At 66.9% G+C, this 25,344-nt stretch carries 15 protein-coding genes; 5 read left to right on the top strand and 10 right to left on the bottom strand.

The window, feature by feature from the left end:
* Nucleotides 1-20 precede the first annotated feature (20 nt).
* Nucleotides 21-2,729, bottom strand: coding sequence for a TonB-dependent receptor (locus AC07U4_RS01965; protein ID WP_495194252.1), 2,709 nt, complete (start codon nt 2,727-2,729; stop codon nt 21-23).
* A 103-nt stretch (nt 2,730-2,832) separates the two neighbouring features.
* Here AC07U4_RS01965 and AC07U4_RS01970 point away from each other — a divergent pair, with 103 nt between their 5' ends.
* Together AC07U4_RS01970 and AC07U4_RS01975 are read left to right on the top strand one after the other, a co-directional pair.
* Nucleotides 2,833-3,702: a DUF6528 family protein gene (locus AC07U4_RS01970; RefSeq protein ID WP_495194253.1), complete on the top strand. Its 870-nt coding sequence runs from the start codon at nt 2,833-2,835 to the stop codon at nt 3,700-3,702.
* Nucleotides 3,703-3,781: 79 nt separating this feature from the next.
* Nucleotides 3,782-4,933 (top strand): ROK family transcriptional regulator, encoded by a 1,152-nt coding sequence (locus AC07U4_RS01975; protein WP_495194254.1) that lies wholly within the window; start codon nt 3,782-3,784, stop codon nt 4,931-4,933.
* A 48-nt stretch (nt 4,934-4,981) separates the two neighbouring features.
* Here the strand turns inward: AC07U4_RS01975 and AC07U4_RS01980 are convergent, their stop codons facing one another.
* Entirely contained in the window at nt 4,982-7,783 is a 2,802-nt protein-coding gene (locus tag AC07U4_RS01980) for a M16 family metallopeptidase (protein WP_495194255.1), read from the bottom strand.
* 237 nt (nt 7,784-8,020) lie between these two features.
* Here AC07U4_RS01980 and AC07U4_RS01985 point away from each other — a divergent pair, with 237 nt between their 5' ends.
* Nucleotides 8,021-11,140, top strand: coding sequence for a TonB-dependent receptor domain-containing protein (locus tag AC07U4_RS01985; protein ID WP_495194256.1), 3,120 nt, complete (start codon nt 8,021-8,023; stop codon nt 11,138-11,140).
* A 206-nt stretch (nt 11,141-11,346) separates the two neighbouring features.
* Here the strand turns inward: AC07U4_RS01985 and AC07U4_RS01990 are convergent, their stop codons facing one another.
* From AC07U4_RS01990 to AC07U4_RS02025, 8 genes are all read right to left on the bottom strand, one after another.
* Nucleotides 11,347-12,039, bottom strand: a complete 693-nt coding sequence (locus AC07U4_RS01990; protein ID WP_495194257.1) for a type 1 glutamine amidotransferase domain-containing protein — start codon at nt 12,037-12,039, stop codon at nt 11,347-11,349.
* A gap of 101 nt (nt 12,040-12,140) precedes the next feature.
* Entirely contained in the window at nt 12,141-12,740 is a 600-nt protein-coding gene (locus AC07U4_RS01995) for a TetR/AcrR family transcriptional regulator (protein ID WP_495194258.1), read from the bottom strand.
* A gap of 32 nt (nt 12,741-12,772) precedes the next feature.
* Nucleotides 12,773-14,194, bottom strand: a complete 1,422-nt coding sequence (locus AC07U4_RS02000; protein ID WP_495194259.1) for an efflux transporter outer membrane subunit — start codon at nt 14,192-14,194, stop codon at nt 12,773-12,775.
* 11 nt (nt 14,195-14,205) lie between these two features.
* Nucleotides 14,206-17,388: an efflux RND transporter permease subunit gene (locus AC07U4_RS02005; protein ID WP_495194260.1), complete on the bottom strand. Its 3,183-nt coding sequence runs from the start codon at nt 17,386-17,388 to the stop codon at nt 14,206-14,208.
* Nucleotides 17,389-17,443: 55 nt separating this feature from the next.
* A complete protein-coding gene (locus AC07U4_RS02010) occupies nt 17,444-18,706 on the bottom strand; it encodes an efflux RND transporter periplasmic adaptor subunit (protein ID WP_495194261.1) in 1,263 nt (420 codons plus the stop codon).
* On the bottom strand, nt 18,703-19,104 hold the full coding sequence (locus tag AC07U4_RS02015) for a hypothetical protein (RefSeq protein WP_495194262.1): 402 nt from the start codon (nt 19,102-19,104) through the stop codon (nt 18,703-18,705). The genes AC07U4_RS02010 and AC07U4_RS02015 overlap by 4 nt, the downstream gene beginning before the upstream one ends.
* 306 nt (nt 19,105-19,410) lie before the next feature.
* The gene (locus AC07U4_RS02020; RefSeq protein ID WP_169742516.1) at nt 19,411-20,022 is read right to left on the bottom strand and encodes a TetR/AcrR family transcriptional regulator; all 612 of its coding nucleotides are present in this window, start codon (nt 20,020-20,022) and stop codon (nt 19,411-19,413) included.
* 220 nt (nt 20,023-20,242) lie between these two features.
* The gene (locus AC07U4_RS02025) at nt 20,243-21,343 is read right to left on the bottom strand and encodes an ROK family transcriptional regulator (RefSeq protein ID WP_495194263.1); all 1,101 of its coding nucleotides are present in this window, start codon (nt 21,341-21,343) and stop codon (nt 20,243-20,245) included.
* A 135-nt stretch (nt 21,344-21,478) separates the two neighbouring features.
* On the opposite strand from AC07U4_RS02025, the gene AC07U4_RS02030 reads away from it, so the two are divergent.
* Together AC07U4_RS02030 and AC07U4_RS02035 are read left to right on the top strand one after the other, a co-directional pair.
* Entirely contained in the window at nt 21,479-24,199 is a 2,721-nt protein-coding gene (locus AC07U4_RS02030) for a TonB-dependent receptor (RefSeq protein ID WP_495194264.1), read from the top strand.
* Nucleotides 24,196-25,317: a hypothetical protein gene (locus AC07U4_RS02035; RefSeq protein WP_495194265.1), complete on the top strand. Its 1,122-nt coding sequence runs from the start codon at nt 24,196-24,198 to the stop codon at nt 25,315-25,317. The genes AC07U4_RS02030 and AC07U4_RS02035 overlap by 4 nt, the downstream gene beginning before the upstream one ends.
* Nucleotides 25,318-25,344: the final 27 nt, after the last annotated feature.

Genomic DNA, 25,344 nt, shown 5'->3' on the forward strand with positions numbered 1-25,344 from the left:
CCGCGGCCTCCCCCGTCCGTTCAGAAGCGGAACAACGTGCCGAGATAATAGGCGCGGCCATTCTCGAGCTCTTCGCTGAGCAGGCCGAAGCCGGGACCAACCATACGCGTCGGGCGATTGTCCGACAGGTTCTTGCCCTGTGCCACCACGGTGATCGCGCGCGACAGGCGTATACGCACCTGCGCATCGAAGGTGTCGCTTGCCTTGTAGCGGACGTCCTGCGTCGGATCGGTGGTCGAGACGGTCAGCAACAGTGGCGAGAGGTGGTTCCATGCGCCCTGCACCGTCACCGGGCCGAGGGTGTAGAACGCACGGACATTGGCGACGACGTTCGCGCTCTCGACCAGGCTGGACAGGCGGCGGCGGCTGCCGCTGGTCATCATCACCGTCGGCGGCGTCGGTTGCAGCAGGGTGACGTTGGCGGCGAAACCGAGGCCGTCGAGCGGTTGCGGCAGGAAGGCCATGCGGGTGACCACCGCATTGAGTTCGACGCCGTGGATCACCGTGCCGCTGGCATTGACCGGTCGCGTGGTGGTGACCTGCGTGACGACGCCGTTATACGGTTGCAGCGCGGTGTCGCTGACCGTCAGGATCTCGTCGCGCACCGTCTTGATGAAGCCCGCCGCCGAGAACAGGACATCGCGGCTGGCGTAATATTCGAGGCTGACGTCGTAATTGTCACTGCGGCGGGGGCGGAGCTGCGCGTTGCCGGTCGTGATGGTAACGAAGTTGGTCCCGGTGTTGATCGCGATGGACTGCCGTCCCGCCAGATCGTTGTAATTGGGCCGGGCGAGCGTCCGGCTGAAGGCGGCGCGGGCGCGCAGGTCCGCGGTGACGGTCCAATCGAGCTGCGCGGACGGCAGCCAGTCGTGATAATGCTGGCGCTGCTGCCCGTAGCCGAGACGCGTCGTCTTGCCGAGCGTGGTGAAATTGTACGAGCCCGTCGACAATCCGGTGTCTTCGTAGCGGATGCCGGCGGTCAGCCGCACCGCGTCGCGGGCGTAGCGCCCCATCAGATAGCCGGCCTTGATCTCTTCGGTCAGCGTATAGTCGGATTGCAGGCTTGCCTGGCCGTTGGTCGCGTTCGCCGTGAATTTGCCGGGATTGGCGTGGAAATAGGCGGTGACCGCGGCCGGATCGAAGAACATCACGCGCTGTCCGCTGCCGTTATAGGGCGTATAACGCTGCGGCGCGATGAAGCTGGAGAGTGGTGCGGCTCCGGCGACGGGGGTGTAATCGCTGACGGTGCGGTCGTAGCGGCGGTCAAGGAAGCGGGCATAGGCGCCCGTCGCAAAGCCGAAACCGTCATCCTCATTCGCCATGTTGACCGTCAGATTGGCGCGCGCGGTCAGCGCCTTCTCCTTCTGATCGTCGGGCGTGGTCTGATAGTCGTAGAAATTGTACCTGGTCGGATCGGTCACATAGGCCGGCTCCGCGAAGGTGAATTGCGGGAAGCCGCCCGGCGTGAGCGCATAAGCGTAAGCGAGACGTGTGCCGGCGGGGATACGGAAGACCGACGTCGTCGCATCCTGACGATAGGTGGCGACCGCATAATTGACCCCGAGGTCAGCACGGATATGGTCGCCGGGCGTCAGTTCGCCATGCAGGTCGGCATATTTGATGCCGCGCTTCTGGAAGAAGCGGGACTCGTCGGCCTGGGCGTAATTGCCGCTGGTGACCTTGCCGCCCGACGGCGTGACATCGGTGATATAGGTGTAGGTGTTGGTCGCCGCGGTCACCGCCGTGTTCGGTGTGACGCTGTTCGCCTGACGATCCTCGTCGTTGGTGTGATGGAAGTCGGCGACGGTCAGTGCGCCGCTGAACATCGCATGATCGTCGAACTCCAGCTTGGCGAAGCCGCCGTAGCGCTGGCGAAGATTGTCATAGTGCAGCCAGCGGCGCACCGACGGCACGACGGCGGCATTGCTGGCGTCGCTGATCGCCGGGTTCAGCCGCCGCCCGCTCGCGGGATCGACGTAGAGCGGCGTCGTGCTCGCGCTGTCGAGCGACGCGCTCACCCGGCGGAAATAGCTACCGGCGACGACGATGCCGAACTTCCGGTCGGGACCGAAGGTCGTCGCGCCGACCAGTTCGGCCTGGCCCGACGGCGGGTTGCCGCCGCGCGTGCGCCGGAAGTCCCAGCGGCCGATATCGACGCGACCGCCGACGAAGCTCTTGCCGCCATTGTCGAACGCGCTGCGCGTGCGCAGGTTGGCGATGCCGCCGATCGCGTTGCCGTTCATCGCCGCGGTCATCGACTTATAGACCTCGACCCGGCTCGCCAGCGACGACGGGATCACGTCGAGCGAGACGTTGCGGCGCGAAATCTCGTTGGCGGGCAGCGGCACGCCGTCGATCTCGACGAGATTGTAATCGGCGTTGAGCCCGCGGATCGAGAGGAATTGCGCCTCGCCACGGCCGTTGTTCTGGATCGTCGAGACACCCGGCACGCGGGTCAGCGCCTCGCCGAGCCCGAAGTCCGGCAGCGTACCGACCTCGTCGGAACTGATGCTGTCGGAGATGACAGCGATCTCGCGCTTCGCAGCGATGTCCTTTTTGGCCTGCAACCGTGCGCCGGTGACGACGATATCCCCCTCCGCCTCCGGTCCGGCGGTGGCCGACGGATTCTCGCGCGACGCCGATGGAAGCGTGTCGCTCTGCGCGGCGGCGATCGCGGGGACCGCGCCGGACAGCATCAACAGGACACGGCAGGTGGTACGCAGCAACATGACATTTCCCCCTAGGTTTGACTTGGGAGCGTCATTTAATAACTATAGGTGACATAACGGTGACGCGGCGCGATCTGGCGCAGCCGCGCAGACGAAGGGACCTATGACAATGATGTTGCTCGGCATGTTGCTCGCCGCCACATCGGTGGAGGTATCCGGCCTAGTCTATGCCTGCGGCGACGATCAGGTGCGTGAGTTGAAGATCGACAACAAAGCCACCACCGAGTCGTGGCGCTGGTCGGCCAAAACCGCAACCGATCTGCCGCGCGATTATCGCGACCGCCTGCTCGGCCATATCGACGAATGCAAACCGGTCGAGGACGGCCGCGCGATCCTCGTCACCGCCTCGACCGGCGGCGCGGTGCTGATCGATCGGGCGACGGGGCGGGTCCGGTTCCGGGCCCATGTGCCGATGGCGCATTCGGCGGCACTGCTGCCCGGCGGCCTGGTCGCGATCGCGCTGTCGATCGATCCGGCCGGCGACCGGCTCGACCTGTTCGATATCCGCCACAGCGAGCGGGTCGTCCAGACCCTACCGCTGCCCTCCGGTCATGGCGCGGTGTGGGACGAGCGCCGTCAACGGCTGTTCGCCTTGTCGCACGATCTCGTTCAGGCCTTCCGCCTCGACCGCGGCGCGGCCGGGCCGCGGCTGGTCGAAAGCGCGCGCTGGCCGCTGCCGGGCCGGCACGACGGCCATGATCTGTCGCCTGCTCCGGACGGCGGCTATTTCGTCACGACCGACGACGGCGTATGGCGCTTCGATCCCGATGGCGGCAGCTTCGCAGCCTATGTGCCGCTCAATCCCGGCCGGCAGGTCAAGGCGGTGAGTGCGGTCGACGATCGCATCGCCTGGGTGCAGGCCGAGGCGAGCTGGTGGGCGCACGGCTTCACGGTGATGCGACCGGATGGCAGCGACCGGCAGCAGGTGCCGGTACCCGATCTGCATCTCTACAAGGTGCGCTGGGTACGATGAACCGCCGCCGCACCGCTTTCGGCGGCGTCTTTGCCCCTGGCCAGTTGACACGGCGCGGTGGGCACGGTGTCGAGGAGCGATGATCGATCCGTTCGCCGGCGCCTTCCCGGCATCCTTCCTGCGCGACGACGGCCGTCGGACGGCGACCGCCAACGAGCGCGTGGTGATGACCTTGCTGTCGAAGCGGGGGGCTGCCTCGCGGGCCGATCTCTCGCGGGCGACCGGCCTCGCTCCGCATTCGATCACCCGGCTGGTCGAACCGCTGCTCGAGCGCGGTCTGGTGGGCGAGGGGGCGCCGGAGATCAGCGGCCGGGGCAAGCCGAGCGCGCCGCTGCGCCTGCTCGCCGACGCGGCCTTTGCCGTCGGCATCTCGGTGATGACCGATGCGGTCTCGCTCGCGCTGATGGATATCACCGGTGCGATCCGGGCGCGCGCCTCGGCGCCGCTCGAGAGCGCGGATTTCGCGGTCGCGGCCGATCAGCTCGCGCGCCTGATCGACGATGCCGTCCGGACCGCCGGGCTCGATCCAGCGCGGCGGATCGGCATCGGCGTGGGGGTGACCGGCTATTTCGTCGGCGACGGAGCGCGGCTCAACCCGCCTGCGCAGCTCGATCCCTGGGCGTTGATACCGCTCGATACAATGCTGGCGGATCGGCTCGGCGGGCCGTTATGGATCGACAATGACGGCAATGTCGCCGCGGTGGGCGAGGCGATGCTGGGGGTCGGGCGGACGGTAAGCGATTTCGCCTATCTCTATTTCGCGGCAGGCTTCGGCGGCGGTGTGGTCGCGGGCTGTGCGCCGATGCGCGGCGCGCATCGCAACGCCGGCGAATTCGCCTCGATCCTGCCCGAAGGCTGGGCGCAACCGAATCTGGAGAAGCTGCGGCTCTGGCTTGCCGCGCATGGCCATTCGTGGCCCGACCTGCATGCCATGCTCTCTGGCTTCGATCCGCACGATCCGGCAATCGACGGCTGGCTCGACACGTGCGCGCCCTCGCTCAACCTCGTCGCCTCGGCGATCTCCGCGATCCTCGATCCCGAACTGATCGTACTCGGCGGCCGACTGCCGCCCGCGCTGGCGGACCGGATCGCCGCCCGCATCCGCTTCACCAATCCCGAGCGTCGGGGGCATCACCGTCCCGCCCCGCGGATCGTCGGCTCCGCGATCGGCACTGACGCCCCCGTCATCGGTGCTGCAATGCTGCCGATGCGCGCCGCGTTCTTCAGCTAACGCGTTGATTGGGGAGGAGCACCAGTGATCTGGCATGCAGGCCGGCATTCATCGCAACCGCCGCCCATAGACGTCCTGTACCTCCACCGGCCCAAGTCCCAGCGCCCGGATAGCGGGTTCGATCCGGCGGAGGTCGCCGGAAATGCTCCAGACGAAATCGTCGGTGCGGAACGTTTCCGCGGCAACCTTGCGCGCCTCGTCCAGTGAGATGCCGCGGACGATATCCGGTACGCCGGTGACATAATCGAGCGGCATGCCGCGCGTGTCCGCGTCGAGCATCGCGCCGAGATAGGCCGCGTTGGAGCTCAATCCGGTTTCCATCCGGTTGAGCACGGCGGTCTTCTGTCCGTCCAGCTCTGCCGACGTCAGCGGCCGGTCGTGGGTGAACGCGCCGATCTCCTTGACGATCTCGAGGATCGCGTCGGCGGTATTGTCGGTCTGCACCGCGCCGCTGACGTAGAAGGTGCGCTGCGACTGGACCGAGCCGCCGAGGTGCGAATACATGCCGTACGACCAACCCTTCTCCTCGCGCACGGTCATGTTGATGCGGCTGGTGAAGCTTTCGCCGAGTGCGGAATTGGCGAGCTGTTCGGCCATCGTCCGTCGCGCCTCCCAAGGCTCGATCAGGCGGCCGGCGAGGATGTTGCTCTGCTCGGCACCGGGCACGTCGATCAGCACGACGCGGACGCCGGTCGGACGGGCCGGCGCGGTGGCGATCGTCGCGGCGGGTTTGGCATCGACATGCCAGTTGCCGAGATGCTGTTCGAGGAGCGTACGGGCCTTTTCGAGCGTGATGTCGCCGACGAAATAGGCGGTCAGATTGGCCGGCGCGAGTTCGTTGCGATAGAAAGCGAGCATCTCGTCGCGCGACACCTTCTTCGCCTCGGCGCGCGTGTCGATCCAGCCGTAAGGATGGTCTCGACCCCATAATGCCGAGTTGAACAACGCGCTCTGCGCATTGGCGGGATTGCTCTCATAGGCATCGAACGTCTGATCGACGCGGGCGATATATTCGTCGATCTTCTTCTGTGGGAATAACGGTTCGCGCAGCACCTCGGTGACGAGGTCGATCCCCGCGCCCAGCCCGGCCGTGTCGCTCGCGAAGCTCAAAGTGCAGCGCCGGTCGCCGCTGCCGGTGCCGGGAAATATCCCCAGATCGCGCATCCGCGCTTCCAACGCGCCGTGGGGATAACGCTGACTGCCCTCGAACAGGCTGCCGAACGTATGGGTCGACAGCCCCCGCGGATAGCGATGGTCGATCATCTGGCCGGTGGCGAATTGGAGTGCGACGCTGACCAGCGGGAGCCGCGGCCGGTGCACGACGACCAGTCTGGCGCCGTTGGCGAGCGTCGCGCGCTCGATCGTCGGGAAGGGGCGCGACGATGATGTCACCGCCGTGGCTACCGGCGGTTGATGCCGGTCGACCGATCCGGCAATTGCCGGCTGTGTTTTCGGTTCCGGGTCGGTGCGGACCGCGAGATAGGGACGCGAGAGCCATTTGCGCGCCACCGCCGCAATTTCGAACGGTGTCGCTTCCTTCTCCCAACGGCGGCCGACCTTGAACAGCAAGGGATCGCCGGCGATCAGTTCGCCCGCCTCCAGCAGGCCGCCGACCGATTGCGGATTCTCCAGCGAGGCGAGCAGCGACTTGTCCTTGATCGCGAAATTCTGGCGCAGCACCACCGGGTCCGGCCCGTCGCGCAGCAGCTTCGCCATCACCGCGTCGATGCGCCGGTCGATCTCGGCGATCTCCGCGCCCGGTTTGACGTCGACCCCGATCGAGAAGGTGCCGTTGACCGAAGCGTCGCCGAAGCTCGCCGATACGCCGAGGGCCGGGCCGTCGTTTTCGACCAGCGCCTGATTGAGCGCGAGCTGCGGCGCACCGGCGATCGCGGAGGCGAACATTTGGAGCAGCGTCCCCTCGCGTTCGTCCCCGGTCGGCACCGGCCAGGTGCGCTCGAGCTGGATCGTGCCGCTTTTGCCGAAGAAGTGGAGCTGCTTGCCCTCGCCGAGCACCGGCACCCAGCGTTTGATCTCCTGGACGCGCTTGCCCGGTCGCACATCCTTGAAATAGCGCGCGACCTTCTCGCGTGCCGTCACCGGGTCGATATCGCCGGCAAGCAGCAGGATGGCGTTGCCGGCGCCATAATAATTGTCGAACCAGCTCCGTGCATCGGCGACGCTGGCGTTGTCGAGATCCTGCATCGATCCGATCGGCGCGTGATCGTACGGATGGCCTTTTGGATAGAGAGCGGCGGTATAGGCTGCGCTGCGTGCGGCGGATTCCGGCGTCTCGCGTTGCCGCTTCTCGTTCTTGACCACGGCGCGCTGCCCGTCGAGTGCCTTGAGGTCGATCGCGCCGGGCAGATATTGCATCCGGTCGCTTTCCATCCACAGCGCTAGGTCCAGCTCGCGCGTCGGCACGACCTCATAGTATCGTGTCCGGTCGGTGGTGGTGTTGCCGTTGACGTCGATCGCACCGTCATCGAGCAACTTCTTGAAATACTCGCCTTTCCGATTTTCCGTCTCCTGGAACATCATATGCTCGAAGAGATGGGCAAATCCCGTCTTGCCCTGGGGTTCATCCTTCGAGCCGACGCGGTAGGTCACCGATACCAGCACCTTTGGCACGCTGTGGTCGGGATAGACGATCACGGTCAGCCCGTTGGGCAGGGTGAAGCGCTCGAACGGCAGCTTGATCTGTTCGATCAGATCCGGAGCGTCGTGCCGGGCGGCCGCGACCGCTGCCGCCGTGCGATGTGGCCGGGCCGCCGCCGCTTGTACGGTCAATGCCGGTAGCGCGCAGGACGCCATGAAAAAGCACAAAATCAGCGTCTTCCGAACCTTCATAGATTAAACTCGCTCAAGACTTTGCTATTGATGAGTACAGATCCTCGCGGCAACCAATAGGCCGTCTTGATCACCACTCCATGAAATTCCTACTATATCGGTATGTAAAAATGCTTGCTTCGGCTTTGTTCTGCATCCGGTCAGAAATCGGGCATCACGCCATTGCCAAGTATCGTTCGGGGCATATTCGAACATTATCTTGGCTATGCAGTGACTTGATAAAGTCGGGGGAAGTCAGTGCATTCGAACTATGTAAAAACAAAGACGATTCTGCTTGTCGGTACGATGCTGCTGCCGCCGGCGTTTTTGTTTCAAGGGCATGCACTTGCGCAGGCGCGCCCTGCCTCGGAGGCGCCGACGCCTGCGGTGGAGGACGCGCCTGCGACCAGCGCCGAGGATGCGGACGCAACTCCACCTGCTCAGGCAGTCGACGATCAGAAAGCGTCCGAACGGAAGCAAGGCGATCAGACGGTGGACGAGGCCGCGCCCGGCGAATCGCAACCCGCGCGGCCGACGTCCGATCGACGCAAGGCGGACACCGCGGCGGATGGATCCATCGTAGTCACCGGCTCACGTATCGGCGGTTATGATCCGACCAGCGACGTGAAAGTCTATACGCAGGACGACATCAAGGCGCTCGGCGTCTCCAACGTGCAGGATTTCATTCGTAGCCTGCCGCAGAACCAGGCATCGGTAGGCTATGGCCTGAACAATCGCGACAAGGCCGCGAACCAAGATGCGCACGGATTGGGCGGCCTCGGCGTCGCCGGGGTCAATCTGCGCGGACTGGGCACCAAGAATACGCTGGTGCTGGTCAACGGCCGGCGCATCGCCGGTGCGGCGGGGGTGGAGGATGGCTTCGCCAACATCAACACCATACCGCTCGCCGCCGTGGACCGGGTCGAGGTCAGTCTGGGCGGCAACAGCGCGGTCTACGGGGCAGACGCGATGGCCGGCGTGGTCAACTTCATCCTGAAGAAGCATTATAATGGCTATGCTGCGACGCTACGGCACGAGAATTCCAGCACCGGCGCGCGCACGACCCAGGCGACCTATCTTGCCGCGACCTCATGGGGCAGTGGATCGATCACCGGGACGCTGTCGCTGACGCAGATCGATCCGGCGCAAAACGTCAAGCTCGGTTATGTCACGCACGACTACCGCCGGTACATTACGCGAGAACAACTCGTGGCTTTGGGGCGGTCGAGATATGCTCTCGACCAACGATCCTCGAGAGATGGCGCACAGCCCGGGGCCATCGTGCTGGATTACAAAATCCTGGCGTCAAAGGGGCAGAGAGCAAAGGACGTCGATGAGACCTACCAGTGGAAGCCGGGCGGGGACATGGCGCATCCGACCTTCGCCGGGTTGGGCCCGATCGATCGCGAGACGATCGCGCCGAACATTCCGGTCGACGCCGGCGAGCATCAGCGTAGTGGTGGCCTGTCCCTGAATATCGAGCAGAAAATCACCGATCGGTTGCGCGTCACCCTCGACTATCTCGGCTCGATCAACAAGGCGAACCTGCGCGAACTGTGGCAGACTATCGATATCGTCGTGCCGTTCACCCAGGCATATAGTCCGCTCAAGCGCAGCGACTTTCCCGCCGAGGCGGTGATCGCGAACACGTTTGGCGTCTATTATTATCCCAGTGCCGATTACGCCAATGGGCGCATGCGCCGAGGATTTCAGGAAACAACGATCCGCTCGCATACGGTCAACGGCGGGCTTCGCTACGAATTCGATCCGGAAACGGCGCTTTCGGGCAATTACTCCTATTCGCGCAACACCGCGACCGGGACGCAGCAGGGCATCCAAAACCTGACCAGCACCCGATACGGCCATTGCGTCGCCAGCACCGGCACCGTGACCGCGCCCAATCTCGATGCGATCGTCGCGGCACAATGCGCGGCAATCAACAGCAGCGATCCGGCGCTGGCGTTCAACTTCCTTGATGATGGAACCGGCAAACTCGGCGTCCCCGCCAGCGTCTTCTTCGTCACCACCCATCGGCTGGCGACGTCGGCGGGCGCGCAGGATGCCGACATCCTGTTCACCGCTGCGCCGATCACGCTGCCGGCCGGCAAGGTGCGCCTGGCGATCGGCGGGGAAACACGGACCAATTCGGTGAAGAGCCCCCGCATCGTCCAGCGAACCGCAGAACGGCTGAATACGCGGTTATGGGCGGCCTATGCGGAGCTGCGCGTACCGTTGATCGCGGAGACGATGGGAATACCGCTTTTCCACACCCTCGATCTGTCGCTGAAGGCGCGCTACGATCGGTATGATTCCCACGGGCCGATCGGCACAGTCGACAATATACCGTACGCTGACGGCGGCACACTCATCCGCGGCAAGTCGACCTTCGACCGGCTCAGTCCCGACGTCGGGCTGGCCTGGACGCCGATAGGTGGCCTGCTGTTGAGGGGCAGCGTGTCGTCCAACTTTACGCCTCCACCCTTCACCGCGCTTTACGATGTCGTTGCGGGTCAGACGAACTTCGAGATATACATTTTCTCCGATCCCCTCGCTCCGGCTGACGATCCTTATTACACCTGGAACGGTCCGATTCCGGCTCAAACGCAAGCCAATCCGACGCTACGTCCGTCGGTAGCGCGCAGCTACAACCTCGGATTGGTGATTACGCCGCCACGCGCGCTGCATAACCTCAATCTCGAAGTGAACTATTACCGGACCCGCATCCGCGACCGGATCAGCGATTCGACTGAGTTGTTCGACCTGATCCCCGCAACGGAATACTTTGCGATACCGGAATTTTTTGTACGGGATGCCAGCGGATATATCGTTCGCCAGATCATCAAGCCGATCAACATCGGCTGGGACAAAAGCGAGTCGCTGGATGTACAATTCAGCTACGCGATTGCGACCGGTATCGGCCTGATCACGCCATCGATCCTCTATTCGCGGAACTTCAAACAACAGGTTTCCTATGCTGGGCGCGTTTCGACGATCAACAATCTCGGTACATCGACTGGTATCGACAAATACCGGATCGTCGGCAATCTGGACTTCACCCGCCCCGATCTGATGGCCCGGCTGACCGTGCGATACATACCGCCCTATGAGAATACCTACGACCTGACGCGGGAAGACGGTGAATTCTGGGATTCCGATTTTGACGGTGTGAAGGATCAGCCGATGCACATTGCCAGTCTGACCACCTATGATTTCACCACGCGGTGGCAAGCGACGCCGAAGCTGACGTTGAGCGCTGGCGGCCGCAACATCTTCAACGCCAAGCCGCCGTTCGCGATGATCGACCGCCGGCCGTTCGACGCATCCCGCTACGACATACGTGGACGGGTATTGTATGCCGAGGCGCGCGTGAACCTCTAATAAAACTTAAATGAGATGTTCGCCATTTCTAGAATCAGCTATTTTTAGATGCCAGCATTTTTGAAACAATTGAACTACTGTATGAAGAAGTAACAACCAACATCATCGATATAAGTCGTGCAAATCCCTTTACCGATAGTAGTTTTACAAACGCCTATCCAGATCGCAGCCCGGCATCGCCCCATGCCGGGCCGCGTACCGGACCGTCAGTCCGTGCTGCGCTCGGCGAGCAGGTCAAGCAGCCGCTGCGCGGCATCTGCCGACGAGCCGGGGTTCTGCCCCGTAATGAGCAGGCCATCTGCCACGACATGCGATGCCCAATCGTCGCCGCGGGTGAACTGGCCGCCATTCGCTTTCAGAATGTCCTCGACGAGGAAGGGTACCACGTCGGTCAGGCCGACCGCGGCTTCCTCGCTGTTGGTGAAGCCGGTGACGGTCTTGCCGGCGACCAGCGACGTGCCATCGGGACCCTTGACGTGGCGCAGGACACCCGGCGCGTGGCAGACCAGCGCGACCGGCTTGTCCGCCGCGATGGCCGTCTCGATCAGGCCGATCGACCGCGGGTCTTCGGCGAGGTCCCACAGCGGGCCGTGGCCGCCGGGATAAAAGATCGCGTCGAAATCCCTAGCCGATTGCTCGGCCAGTACGTGCGTGTTGGCCAAAGCGGCCTGCGCTTCTGGGTCGGCGGCGAAGCGGCGGGTGGCATCGGTCTGCGACGACGGTTCGTCGCTCTTGGGATCGAGCGGCGGCTGACCACCCTTTGGTGAAGCGAGCGTGATCTCGGCGCCGGCATCCTTGAAGACATAATAAGGCGCGGCCAGTTCCTCAAGCCAGAAGCCGGTCTTCTTGCCGGTATCGCCGAGCTGGTCGTGCGAGGTGAGGACGATCAAAATCTTCATGTCTGGCTTCCTTCGCTATGACAAAGCCCGACATAGATTGTATTAGACCGGTCGTCTACGGCTTTGTGGATCGATGGTTCAGGACGCCGACTCGGCTTCCGTCACGGCGTCAGGCCGAGAAGCTGCCGGGTCGAGTGCAGCGCAATGTCGAAGGGCGCGTGCGTCCTCACGATCTTCGCCATCACGCTGGCGCCGAGCCAGAGCTGATAGAGCGACGCGGCCACGTCTTCGGCCGCCCCGGTCACGCCGACCGAGCCATCGGCGACGCCATCTCCAACCATGCGGGTCATACGCGCGATGATCGCGGCGGTACCCGTCTTCAACGTCAGCCGCATCGGCTCGGACAGATCGGCGACCTCGGCCCCGAGCTTGACCGCTAGGCAGCGCCCCTGACAGTCGAACGCGCCCTGATTGTCGCGCCAGGCCGCGAAATAGGCGATGAGCCGCTCGGCACCGGTCAGGCCGGGCCGCGCGCCCAGCGCATCCATCTCGGCGAGATAATCGGCGAAATAGGCGGCGAGTATCGCCTCGCCGAACGCGTCCTTCGATGCGAAATAATGGTAGAAGGAGCCCTTGGGCACGCCGGCGTCCTTCAGGATCTCGGTCAGGCCGACGGCGGAAAACCCCTTGCGGCTCATGATCGTCTGGCCCGTCGCGAGGATCGTGGCACGCGTACTGGTATCGGGAGGCGGAGGTGACATGACCCTGACGTATCATCGGCTAGACCGATCGTCTAGGATTGCCGCCCGCCTCCCGCCGTCTCGCGCGCCCAGCGGCCGCCCAAGGCGCGGAACAGGTCGATCTGCGCGGTCGCGATCGCAGCGTCCTGCCCGGCGAGCGCGGCCTGCGCATCGGCGAGCGTACGTTCGGCGTCGAGCTGCGACAGGCTGTCGATCCGCCCCTCGCGGCGTTGCGCGCGGGTGATGCGGGTGGCGCGATCGGCCTGGTCGAGCGCGCGTTGCAGCGCGGTGCGGCGGTCCAGCGCGCGGGCATAATTGGACAAGGCCGTCTCCGTTTCGCCGAGCGCGGTAAGGACGGTGCCGTCGAAGGTCGCCAGCGCCGCCTGCGTATCGGCCTCCGCCCCGGCGATCCGTGCTCGCGCGCGGTCGCGGTTGACCGTCCAGTTAAGCAGCGGACCGAGCAGGAAGTTAAGCGGCCCGGCGCCGAACAGATTGCCCAGCCCGGTACTGGTCTGCCCGATCGACCCGCCCAGGGTGATCCGCGGATAGAGGTCGGCGGTCGCCACGCCGATGCGCGCGGTCGCCGCCGCCAGCCGGCGCTCGGCGGCGCGCACGTCGGGGCGCCGCGCCAGCAGCGTGGCGCCGTCGCCGACCGGGATCGGCTGCGTCAGGCGCAGCGTCGCGGTGCGCTGCGCGGCGATCGCGGGCAGCTCTTGCGGCGTGCGGCCGGTTAGCGTCGCGAGGCGGAACAAGGCCGCCTGCCGCTCGGCCTGCAACAGCGGGATATCGGCGCTGCGCTGGTCGCGGAGCGCGGCGATCCGCGCGGTGTCGAGCGGGGTGGTCATGCCGACGTCGACGCGGCGTTCGGTGGTGCGCACCTGCCGGTCGAGCAAAGCGACGATCCGCTCGGCCACCGCGATCCGCTCGGCCGCGGCCGCGGCGTCGGCATAGGCGCGGGTCGTGTCCGCGACGATCGCGACGCGGACCGCATCGGCGTCGGCATCGGCGGCCGCGACGTCACCGCGCGCGGCGGCAACGTTGCGCGCGATGCGGCCGAACAGGTCGACCTCGTAGGACAGGTCGAGTCCGCCGTCGATCAGCCACGTCTCGCTGCCGACGCCGGGCGGGCGCTGCGCCTGCGAGAAGCGGTTGTAGGTGGCCCCCGCGCCTAGCGTGGCGCGCGGGGTGCGGTCGGTACGCACCTCGCGCAGCGTGGCGCGCGCTCGGGCGAGGCGGGCGACCGCAACGCGCAGGTCGGTGTTGGCGGCCAGCGCCTGTGTCACCAACTCGTCGAGCACCGGATCGTCATAGAGCCGCCACCAATGATCGTCGGGCGCGGCGACACTGGTCGCGGCACTCGTCGCGACGAACGGCGCGGCGGCGGTCGGCGGGGTCACCGGCGGGCGATAGTCGGGGCCGGCGGCGCACGCGGCGAGCGCGAGCAGCGAGACGGCAGCGGTCAGGGATTTGAGCATATCGGCCCTCCTCATTCGGCAGGCTGGAGCGCGGGATCGGCGGCATCATGGCGGACGCGGCGCGCGGCAAGTCGCAGGCCGAGCGCACGGCAGACGACGTAGAAGGTCGGCGTGAAGATCAGCCCGAAGCCGGTGACGCCGATCATCCCGAAGAACACCGCCGTCCCCAGCGCCTGCCGCAGCTCCGCGCCCGCACCGCTGGCGACCAGCAGCGGCACCGTGCCGAGGATGAACGCGAAGCTGGTCATCAGGATCGGACGCAGCCGCACCTGCGCGGCCTGTACCGCCGCCTCGACCGGCGAGAGGCCGACCTGCTCCTCGGCCTGTTTGGCGAATTCGACGACGAGGATCGCATTCTTGGCGGCGAGCGCGATCAGCACGACCAGCCCGATCTGCGTCAGGACGTTGTTGTCGAGCCCGCGCAGATTGACTCCGATCATCGCCGCCAGCAGGCACATCGGCACGATCAGCACGATCGACAGCGGCAGCAGCAGGCTCTCATATTGCGCCGCCAGCACCAGGAAGACGAACACCACCGCCAGAGCGAAGACGATCCCCGCGGTGCTGCCCGCCGCTTTCTGCTGATAGGCGATGCCGGTCCATTCGCTGCCATAACCGCGCGGCAGCGTGTCGGCGGCGAGCTTCTCCATCGCGATCAGCGACCGCCCGGAGGAATAGCCGGGCGCGGTGTCGCCATCGAACTCGACTGCCGGATAGAGATTGTAGCGCGTGACGCGATACGGACCGGTGCGGTCCTGGAAGGTCGCGACCGACCCCAGCGGCACCATCCCGCCCTTGTCGGATCGCGTCTTGAGGTCGGCGATGTCGGCGGGGGTCGAGCGGAACGGCGCGTCGGCCTGTGCGGTGACGCGATAGGTGCGGCCGATCAGGTTGAAGTCGTTGACGAACGCGCTGCCCAGATAGACCTGCAACGCCTCGAACACGCGCGCCGGCGGCACGCCGAGCATATCGGCCTTGGGGCGATCGACGTCGGCGAAGATGCGCGGCGTCGCGGTGTTGAAGAAGGTATAGACCTGCGCCAGCCCCTCGGTCTGGTTGGCCTTGGCGATCAATGCGCCCGCGGTGGCGTCGAGCTGCTTGTAGCCGGCACCCTGCCGGTCCTGCACCATCAGCCGATAGCCGCCCGCCGATCCGATCCCCTGGATCAGCGGGGGCGGGACGACGAGAATGCGTGCCTCGTCGATGTCGGCGGTCGCCTTGCGGGTGGCGTCCATCAGCCCCGCGAAGGTGACGCCCAGCTTTTCGCGCTCGGCGAACGATTTCAGGGGCACATAAGCGGCGGCGGTGTTGGGGGCGAGCGTCTGCGACGGGCCGTCGAAGCCCGCCAGCATCACCACGCCCTTAACGCCGGCGAGCGGCAGGATGCGCTTGGCGACCTTCTGCACCACCGCGTCGGTACGCTCGACCGAGGCGCCCGCGGGGAGCTGGACGATGGTCAGGAAATAGCCCTGGTCCTGCGCCGGGATGAAGCCGGTCGGCGTCGCCCAGAACAGACCGACGGTGGCGACGATCAGCCCGGCATAGACCGCCATCATCCGCTTCGGCCGTCGCACCAGCCGGGCGGTGAGCGCGGCGTAGCGCACGCTCAACCGCTCGAATCCGGTGTTGAAACGGTCACCCGCGGCACGAACGAAGCGGATGGCGCGGTTGCCGCCCTCGTGCGTGTCGTGCGCGCGCAGCAGGATGGCGGCGAGCGCGGGCGACAGCGTCAGCGAGACGATCAGCGAGATCACCGTCGCCGTCGCGATCGTCACCGCGAATTGCTGGTAGAAGGCGCCGGACAGGCCGGTGAGGAACAAGGTCGGCACGAACACCGCACAGAGCACCAGCACGATCGCGACCAGCGCGCCAGAAACCTCGTCCATCGACACCATCGCCGCCTCCAGCGGCGGCAGGCCGCGCGCCAGATTGCGCTCGACATTCTCGACCACCACGATCGCATCGTCGACGACGATGCCGATCGCCAGCACCAATCCGAACAGCGACAGTGTGTTGAGCGAATAGCCGACCGCCGCGAGCACCGCGAACGTGCCGACCAGCGACACCGGGATCGCCACGATCGGGATGATCGCTGCGCGCCATTTCTGGAGGAACACCAGGATGACGAGCACGACCAGCACCATCGCCTCGAACAGGGTGTGGATCACCGCATCCACCGATTGCGCGATAAATTCGGTGGGATTGTAGATGACGCGATATTCCAGCCCCTTGGGGAAGGATTTCGACATCGCCTGCATCTCCGCCTCGACCTTCTCGGCGGCGGCGAGCGCGTTGGAGCCGGGACGCTGGAACACCGCCGCGATCACGGTCGGCTGGCCGGACAGATAGGTGTTGGAATTATAGTCCTGCGCACCCAGTTCGACGCGCGCGATGTCGCGGACGCGCACCTGCCGTCCGTCGGCGTCGGTGCGGATCACGACGTCGGCGAATTGTCCCGGTTCGAGCAGGCGCCCCTGCGTCTCGACGTTGAGCTGAAAGGCGCTGCCGTGCGAATAGGGCGGCTGGCCGAGCGAACCGGCGGCGACCTGCACGTTCTGCGCGCGCAGCGCCGCGACGATATCGCCGGCGGTGAGGTTCAGCGCGGCGGCGCGGCCGGGATCGATCCAGACGCGCATCGCATAGTCGCGGCTGCCGAAGAGGCGCACGTCGCCGACGCCGTCGATCCGTGCGAGCCGGTCGCGGACCTGGGTCAGCGCGTAATTGGAGATATAGCCGCGATCGAGCGAATTGTCGGGCGAGATCAAATTGACGACCATCAGGAAGTCGGGGCTGGTCTTGCGCGTGACGACGCCCAGCCGCTGCACCTCCTCGGGCAGGCGGGGGACCGCGATCGCGACCCGGTTCTGCACCAGCACCTGCGCCGCATCCAGATCGGTGCCGATCTTGAACGTGACCGTGATCGTGACGTTGCCGTCGCCGGTCGACTGGCTCGACTGGTACAGCATGTTGTCGACGCCGTTGATCTCCTGCTCGATCGGTGCGGCGACCGTCTCCGCGACGGTTTCGGCCGAGGCGCCGGGATAGCTCGCGGATACGGTGACGGTCGGCGGCACGATGTCGGGATATTGCGCGACCGGCAGCCCCCAGTAAGCGATGGCGCCAACCAGCGTGATGATGACCGCGATGACGCCCGCGAAGATCGGGCGGGTGATGAAGAAGCGCGACAGGCGCATGATAGGCTCCCCCTTTACGAGGATGAAGACGGCCGGGACGTGGGTCGGCGAAGCGTCAGGAGGTGAAGGTCGCCTCGCCGGTGGTCGGCGACAGGCCGCCGGGGGCGGGGGCGGCGACGACCGGCGCGATGCGGCCTGTGCGCACCTGCACCTTCGTTCCCGGCATCGCCATCTGCGTGCCGCCGATCACGACGCGGTCGCCGCGCGACAGCCCGCCGCTGACGATCCGCAGCCCGTCGACAACCGGGCCGAGCGTCACCGGCTTGACCACCACCGTGCCGTCGCGCGCGACGGTCAGCAGCGTCTTGCGCGCCTGATCGGTCTGCACCGCCGCATCCGGCACCAGCAGCGCATGCGTGGTGCCGCCGCTGGCCAGCCGCATGTTGCCGAACAGACCGGGGGTCAGGAACATGTCCGGGTTGGCCAGCACGGCGCGGCTGCGGATCGTGCCGGAACGCGGATCGAAGCCGTTGTCGGTGAAGTCGAGCTTGCCGTGCCAGCGATAGTCGCTCTCGTCCTGCAACCGTACGTCGACTGCCGGGGCGACGTTGCCGGCGGCGCGCGCGCGCTTCCCCTTGAGAAACAGCGCCTCCGATCCGTCGAAGGTGAAATAGATCGGATCGAGCGCGTTGATCGTCGTGAGCAGCGTGCCGCTGGTGTCGCCACCCGCGACGAGGTTGCCGGGGTCGACGCGGCGGCTTGAGATCCGCCCGCCGATCGGCGCGCGGACCTGCGTGAACTCGACGTCGAGCGCGCGGGCGCGCACGCGCGCCTCCGCGGCGGCGATCGCCGCAGTGGCGGCGCGGACGCGGGCGCTCAGTTGGTCGAGCTCGCCCTTCGACACCGCATCCTCCGCCTCCAGCCGGTTGGCGCGGTCGAGGTTGGCGCGGGCCAGCGCAAGGTCGCTGCGCGCGCTTGCCAGCCCGGCGCGGGCCTCGGCCAGCGCGGCGGCGAACGGGCGCGGATCGATCGTGAACAGCAACTGGCCCGGTCGCACGGTCGCGCCGTCGGTGAAGTGCAGCGCGGTCACCGCGCCGGACACGCGCGCGCGCACCTCGACGGTGCGGCTCGGTTCGAAGCGGCCGACGAAATCGTCCCATTGCGCGACGTCGCGCTGTAGCGGCGCGGCGACCGTGACGGTCGGTGCGGGGGCGGCCGAGGCAGTCGCCGGCTCGCTGCGATTGACCGCCACACCGGCGGCGATCGCGAGCAAGGCGGGGACGCCGATCCACAGCGACCGGCGCAGCAGCGGCGATGACGCGGCTGGCGGGGCGAGCGGCGTCGCGTGGGTCGTGTCCACGGGGGCGTGCACGGTCATCGACGCGCTCCCATCGTCTTGCGGCGGGCGACGCCGATACTGTCCGTCATCAGCTCATATTGCGCCGGCGAGAAACCGGCGTTGAGGAAGCGGGTCAGCTCGGCGCTCGGTATCGTATAACCGTAATGCCACGCGAAGACCGCGATCCGGCGCAGCGCCTCCAGACGCTCGTCCGCGAGCATCGGGTTGTGCGGCTGCCGGAACAGCGCGCCGAGCGCGCTGGCCATGCGGCCGGGGCGGCGGAGCGACGACAAGGCGTCCTTGCGTGCCAGGGCGACGACCGACCATTCCAGCCCGGTGAGTCGGGCGGCAGATTGGTCGTCGATCGCCGGCACCACGGCCGGTGTGGCAGGGCGAAGGGCGGGGAGGCGGTCGGCGTCGAGCATCAGATAGGCCATGCGAGATCCCTGAATTGGACGTGCGCGAACACCGCCCGCCATCGCGGACGACGACGGGGCACACCGATCGATCGGTGGCGGGCGCACGGAGCCGGCGGGCGCTGGCGGCCCGTTGCGGCAGGTCGTGATGAGAAGTGGCGGGCGCGACCGTCAGGTCGCGTCGGGTCGTCCGGTCAGTCCAGGATCCATGTCGGCTCCTTCGATCGTGAACCGCCGGCGTGGCGCTTCATTCCGTACCGGATGGTATATTAACCGCTTCCGAGAAGATCAACGTCTTTCTGTACCGGCCGGTAATTTATTTCGCGTTCAGCGGCTGGGCCACATCATCAGCCCGATGTCGACGACGCGGTCCAGGTCGGCGCGGGTCGCGCCGGATCCGGCCTGCACCGCCATGCCCTGCAGCATCGCGTAGAGATATTGCGCGAGTCCTTCCGGATCGGCGCCGGGGGCAAGGTCACCATCGCGCTGCGCCGCGCGAAAGCGCTCGACCAGCGCTGCATGCGCGGCAGCGCGACGCTCGATAATATGGCCTCTGATCGATTCGGCCTCGGCCCCGCAGGCGGTGGCGCTGATGACGCCCAGACAGCCCTTGGGATCGGAGGTACTGGTCTGCGCCACGACCGCGCCGCGCATGAGATGCTCGGCGACCGCGCGGGCGGTCGGCTGTTTGAGGGCATCGCGGGTATAGGCCATCTTCTCGGCGCCGTAGAGATCGAGCGCACGATGAAAGAGCTGTTCCTTATTGCCGAACGCGGCGTAAAGGCTGGGTTTGGTGATGCCCATCGCCGCGGTCAGGTCCGCCATCGACGCGCCGTCATAGCCCTTCGCCCAGAACACGCCGAGCGCCGCGGCCAGCGCCGCTTCGGTGCAGAATTCGCGTGGCCGGCCACGCGTCGCAACGGCAGGAGCAGATTGCATAACGCTCGGTATATAATGGTCGATGCCGCCCGCGTCGAGGGCCGTCACATAGTAAGTCATTCGTCCGCGATCAGTTTTCGAAAGCGGTCGGGCGGTCGGGAGTGGAATGTGGATCGACCGCCTTGCAAGCCGTTGGACTGGGAGTATCTGCGGCATCGTCCCAATCGGGCGGACGGCATCGTACGTCATGCGGGAGGTCGATCTTGCGACGGCGGCCCGATCAGTCGAACATCCGGTGGTGGAGGATCAGCGCCGCGGCGCCCAGCGGTGCCGCCAGATCGGGCGCCAGCGCCGCCACCGCGAGCTTTGCCGGCGGTTCGCGAACGCCGCGCCGCTCCGGCAGGGTGAGTTCCGGCCATTGCACGCCGTCGACGATCCGGCGGGCAAGCGCGCGCGGCAGCCGGCCGCCGAGCACGATCGCCTCGCAGTCGAAGGCGTAGCGCAGCGTCTGGAACAGCCAGGTGAAGGACTCCTGGCGCGCGGCGAGCCATGGCTCGACACCGGGCCAGCGCGGATCGAATCGTTCCACCAGATCGCCGATGCCGTCGCACTCGGTGCCGTGGGCCGCGAGCATCGCACGAAGGTCGCCGAGGTTCGGCGTGGTGCGGCCGGCGAAGGGGAACAGGCCGGCGATCTCGCCGGCATTGCCGTGATGGCCGCGCAGCAGCTGGCCATCGACGACCGTCGCGGCGCGGAAGCCGGCCGCGACGTTGACGTAGCAGAAGCTGCCGAAGTCGGCGCCGACGCCGAGCAGGTGCTCGCCGATCGCGGTGGCCGCGGCGATGTTCTCGACCATCGCGGGCAAGGCGAGGCGGCGGCTGACGAGCGCCTCGAGATCAACCAGCGCCCAGTCGTCGAGCTCGGGGGCGGGGTTGACGGTGCGCGGGGCGGTGAAGAAGCCGGCGATCGCCACGCCGATGCCGACGATCCGGTCGGGCAGGGGCTGTTCGTCGCGGAAGCGCACGACCGCGTCGAGCAGTCCGTCGCGCGGCATCCCCGGCAGGCTGATCTCGCGGCGCGCGCGCACCGCCCCGGCGAGGTCGAGCAGCAGCACGTCGGCACGGTCGGTCATCACCGACAGGCCGAGGCTGAAGGCGGCATCGGGGACGATGTGGATCGTCGCGCTCGGCTGGCCGCGGCCGTGCGCCACCGCCTCGCCGGCGCGGACCAGCCCCGCCGCCTCCAGCTCCTCGGTGGCGCGGAAGATCGCGGTGCCCGACAGGCCGGTGTCGCGGATCAGCGTCGACCGCGACAGGCTGCCGTGCCGTCTGACGAGGGTCAGCACGCGGCGTGCGCGCGGGGTCAGGGAGAGGTGGTTCATCTTCACTAACCTCACGCACAGGTCGACCGACCCGGCGTTAGCCCCGGCGTCTTCAGACTGTCAAATATATATCGTACAGGATGATATGTATTAGACGAAGTCGGGGGGCTCATGACATATCTATCGAGGCATTCCATGCTGTTAACGCTGGCGGCCGGCACGATGCTGGCGGGAATGCCGGCGCAGGCGCAGGCGCAGGTGAGGGACGGCGCGGCGGTCGCACCGGACGCGAACAGCGACGGCGACCAGCCGGACATCGTCGTCACCGGCTTCCGCGCGTCGCAGCGCTCGGCGACCAAGGCGAAGCGCGAGGCGGCGGTGATCCTCGATTCCGTCGCGCAGGATGATGTCGGCCGGCTGCCCGACCTCAACATCGTCGAGGCGAGCCGGCGGATCACCGGCGTGTCGGTGGTCGGCGGGGCGGACGCGACCAAGAACCGCGACATCTACCAGCGCGCGACGATCCGCGGCCTCGATCCGCGCTACAATCTCGTCACGATCGACGGCATTCCGCTCGCCTCGCCCGACTGGGTCTATCGCGGTGCGCGGCTCGAGATGCTGCCGGCATCGCTCGTCTCGCGGATCGAGGCGATCAAGAGCGTCAGCGCGCAATATGATCCGCATGCGCTCGGCGGCCAGATCAACATCGTGTCGAAAAGCGCCTTCGACGGCCGCGGCGACCGCAGCCTCGTGCTCAACGCCAATGCCGGCGACAACGACACCGCGGGCAAGCTCGTCCGCGGCGGTGGCGTGACGATCCGTACCGATGCGACCGCCGCGGCGCGGTTCGGCGCCAACCGCGATTTCGGCGTGGTCGCCTCGGCGGAATATCAGCGCCTGCCGTCGACCGCGCGCGCCGAGCTGCCCGGCGACAGCAATGGCGCGGGCTGGTCCTATTTCACCGCCGCGGGGGCGCGCACGCCGTTCGCCACCCTGTCGACCGGTTATCCGGTGCCGGTGCGCAACCAGGACTATTTCTTCGAGAATATGCGGACCCGGCTCAGCGGCAATCTGAAGCTGGAATGGCGACCCGACGATGCGACCGCGCTGGCGCTGTTCGGCGGCTATTATCACGACACCGATACCGAGACGCGGTACGAGATGCTGACCATTCCGACCGGCGCGCCGACCGACGTCACGCCGACCAGCGGCCGCTTCGCGCGCGGCGACCTGCAGCAGGGGCTGACCTATCAGCCGGTGACGCGCGATACCTGGCTGGTCGACGCCAAGGGGCATCACGATTTCGGCGGTGGCGTCGTGCTCGACACGACGCTCGCGCGTTCGCAGGCGACCTATCGCGAGCTGCGCGAGATGATCAAATATGACACCAATCCGCAGGCGGGCAGCGCCACGGCAGGCTATCTGCCGGCGTTCGGCTATGCCTATCGCGTCGTCAAAGGCCGGCCGCGGCTGACGTTCAACGACGGCGCCGCGGCGAACAACCCGGACAGCTATCGCGCGCTCTACTATCGCAGCATCGATCGCGATCTCGATTCAACGGTGGATTTCGCGAAGGTCGATCTCGGCCTCAACGCCGCGGCGGCCGACCGCGGCTTCGGCGCGCGGATCGGCGCGGCGGTGACGCGCACCGATCTCGCCTATGACCAGCGCTATGCCGAATATGTCCCCGCCGATGCCGCCGGGCAGACGACGATCGGAACGATGCGCGGCATCCTCTACGACCGGCGCCCCGGCGCCTATATGACGCCCGCCGTCCCTTATCTGCTGATCGACCGGCAGGCGGCGTGGCAGCGGTTCGCGGCGACGCGCAGCGCCTTCGTCGCGACCAATCAGGTCGCCAACAATGCCGCCGACGATTTCCGCGATCTGGAGACCACAAAGGCCGCCTATGCGCAGGCGCTGTTCCGCACCGACGATTTCGACGTGCAGGCCGGGGTGCGCTACGATGATACGCATCTCGTCGTCGACACCAACCAGCCGACCGGCACCGCGGCGACCGCCTATCGCGCGGTGCGGCGCACCACCGGCTATGCCTATTGGCTGCCCTCGGCGCTTGCCACCTATCAGCTCGGCGACGGCATGCGGCTGCGCGCCGGCGTGTCGAAGACGATCGGCCGGCCAGACTACAGCCAATATGCCGTCCGCAACACCTTCGGGATCGGCACCGACGGCACGCTGACGATCGCTACCGGCAATCCCGACCTCAAGCCGCGCGAGGCGTGGAACTACGACCTGTCCTACGAATGGTATCCCGGCGTGGGGATGATCTCGGTCGCCGCCTTCACCAAGGCTATCCGCAACGAGATCTTCACCAGCAGCCAGCAGGGGCCGGCGACGCTGTTCCAGGGAGTCACCTATCAGAATGTCTTCGTCACCACGCCGCGCAACGCGGCGTCGGCGCGGGTGAAGGGGCTGGAGATCGGCTATACGATCGATCGGATCGCCACGGTGCCGGGCCTCGGCTTCAACGCCAACGTCACGCTGCTCGACGGATCGTATCGCCAGCCGGTCAGCGCGGCGGGGATCAGGACGGGGCTGCCCGCGACGCGGCGGACCAGCGGATTGATCCAGCAGCCCGATTATATCGCCAACCTCACCGTCTTCTACGTGACCGGCCCGGTCGAGCTGCGCGGTTCGTACAATCGCATCGGCCGCGCGCTACAATCGGCGGACGGCGATACGCCGCTGCGCGACCTCTATCAGGAGCCGCGCCAGCAATTCGACGTGCAGGCGCGGCTTGCGGTGCGCGACGGGCTCGATCTCGTCGGCCAGGTGCAGAACCTGACCAAAGCGCCGTTCGTCGTTCGTCAGGGGCGCCGGCGCGAGGACGTCAATTACTTCTTCCCGGTCGGGCGGACGATCTGGCTCGGCCTGTCGTGGACGCCGAAACTGTGAGGCTGCTGCCGGGGGTGATGACGGCGGCCCTGATGCTCGCCGCCGCCGCGGCTGCGGCGCAGGAGGCCGGTCGGGCGCCGGCCGAACCGATGGTCCGCGTCGTGCTCAAATTCGTCAAGCGCGGCGCGGGCGGGGGCGTCCGCTTCGATCCGGCGAGCTGTCCGACGTGCCGGATCGTCACCGACCCCAACTGGAACGCCGACAATGCCCGCGAGACGGTCGTCGCCGTGTCGGTGCCGCGGATGCGGTCGCTGGAGCTCGGGTTCGCCGGCCCGGCCGCGACGATCCGGCGGGTGATCCTCGAGGGCGGCGACCTGCCGTTCCGGCGCGAGGGTGCGCGGCTGGTCGTGGCGCTGCCGCCGGTGCCGGCGGATGCGATCACCGCCGACGAGGTCGCGACGCATATCGTCGAGCCGGGCATGGTGCTGCGCTTCGAACATGCCGATCCGGCACGGCGCGCGGGCGATTATGCCGGCGGCCGTTTCCCCGCGGTCGAGCGCGCCGCGGCCGACACGCTCGAATTCGCGCAGCGCGAGGTGGTGCGCGAACTCGGGCTGGGCGCGCATGTCGGGCGGGCGGGGCTGGGGACGATCCAGATCATGGGCTTCGACACCAACGCTCCCCACGATCATCGCGACTCCCCGCCGCACGTCCACATGCATCTGCGCTGGCCGGACAATATCGGCACGCAGATCGGCCATTATTATATCGGGCCGGACGGTTTGCTGAGCCACAATGTCGTGGGCGTGAAAGGGCTGGAAGCGCCGCAGCGGCGTTTCGGCCGCGGCGAGGCGTTCACGACGATCGGTGCGGACGGGCGTGCCGTCTACACCCATCGCATCACCGCCGAAGGCTGGCTCGATCTCGGCGCAGCGGACGGGCCGCCCTGCCATATCCGCCCGGCCGGCGCCGGCGGCTTCGCGGGTGGTGCGATCGTCGCCTGTCCCGGGCAGGCGCCGCGGCGGATCACCGTCGCCGACGACCTCGCGCACGGCCTGCTGACCGTCGACACCGACGCGATCCGCGAGACCTTCCGCTACGATCCCGACACCGGCCGGCTGCTGTCGCCGACCGACGTCGCCCCGCCCGGCCCGTCGGTGTTCACCGGCGACGGATGACGCCGCGCGCCGTCCGTACCGGATGTC

It is taken from the genome of Sphingomonas sp. GW821-FHT02B09 (assembly GCF_059421875.1).

Bases quoted from the DNA above. Each gene is read 5' to 3' on its own strand.
- AC07U4_RS02025 (WP_495194263.1), bottom strand. From the start codon at position 21,343: ATGAACCACCTCTCCCTGACCCCGCGCGCACGCCGCGTGCTGACCCTC.
- AC07U4_RS02010 (WP_495194261.1), bottom strand. From the start codon at position 18,706: ATGACCGTGCACGCCCCCGTGGACACGACCCACGCGACGCCGCTCGCC.
- AC07U4_RS01980 (WP_495194255.1), bottom strand. From the start codon at position 7,783: ATGAAGGTTCGGAAGACGCTGATTTTGTGCTTTTTCATGGCGTCCTGC.
- AC07U4_RS01975 (WP_495194254.1), top strand. From the start codon at position 3,782: ATGATCGATCCGTTCGCCGGCGCCTTCCCGGCATCCTTCCTGCGCGAC.
- AC07U4_RS01995 (WP_495194258.1), bottom strand. From the start codon at position 12,740: ATGTCACCTCCGCCTCCCGATACCAGTACGCGTGCCACGATCCTCGCG.
- AC07U4_RS02020 (WP_169742516.1), bottom strand. From the start codon at position 20,022: ATGCAATCTGCTCCTGCCGTTGCGACGCGTGGCCGGCCACGCGAATTC.
- AC07U4_RS01970 (WP_495194253.1), top strand. From the start codon at position 2,833: ATGACAATGATGTTGCTCGGCATGTTGCTCGCCGCCACATCGGTGGAG.
- AC07U4_RS02015 (WP_495194262.1), bottom strand. From the start codon at position 19,104: ATGGCCTATCTGATGCTCGACGCCGACCGCCTCCCCGCCCTTCGCCCT.
- AC07U4_RS01965 (WP_495194252.1), bottom strand. From the start codon at position 2,729: ATGTTGCTGCGTACCACCTGCCGTGTCCTGTTGATGCTGTCCGGCGCG.
- AC07U4_RS02030 (WP_495194264.1), top strand. From the start codon at position 21,479: ATGCTGTTAACGCTGGCGGCCGGCACGATGCTGGCGGGAATGCCGGCG.
- AC07U4_RS02005 (WP_495194260.1), bottom strand. From the start codon at position 17,388: ATGCGCCTGTCGCGCTTCTTCATCACCCGCCCGATCTTCGCGGGCGTC.
- AC07U4_RS01990 (WP_495194257.1), bottom strand. From the start codon at position 12,039: ATGAAGATTTTGATCGTCCTCACCTCGCACGACCAGCTCGGCGATACC.
- AC07U4_RS02000 (WP_495194259.1), bottom strand. From the start codon at position 14,194: ATGCTCAAATCCCTGACCGCTGCCGTCTCGCTGCTCGCGCTCGCCGCG.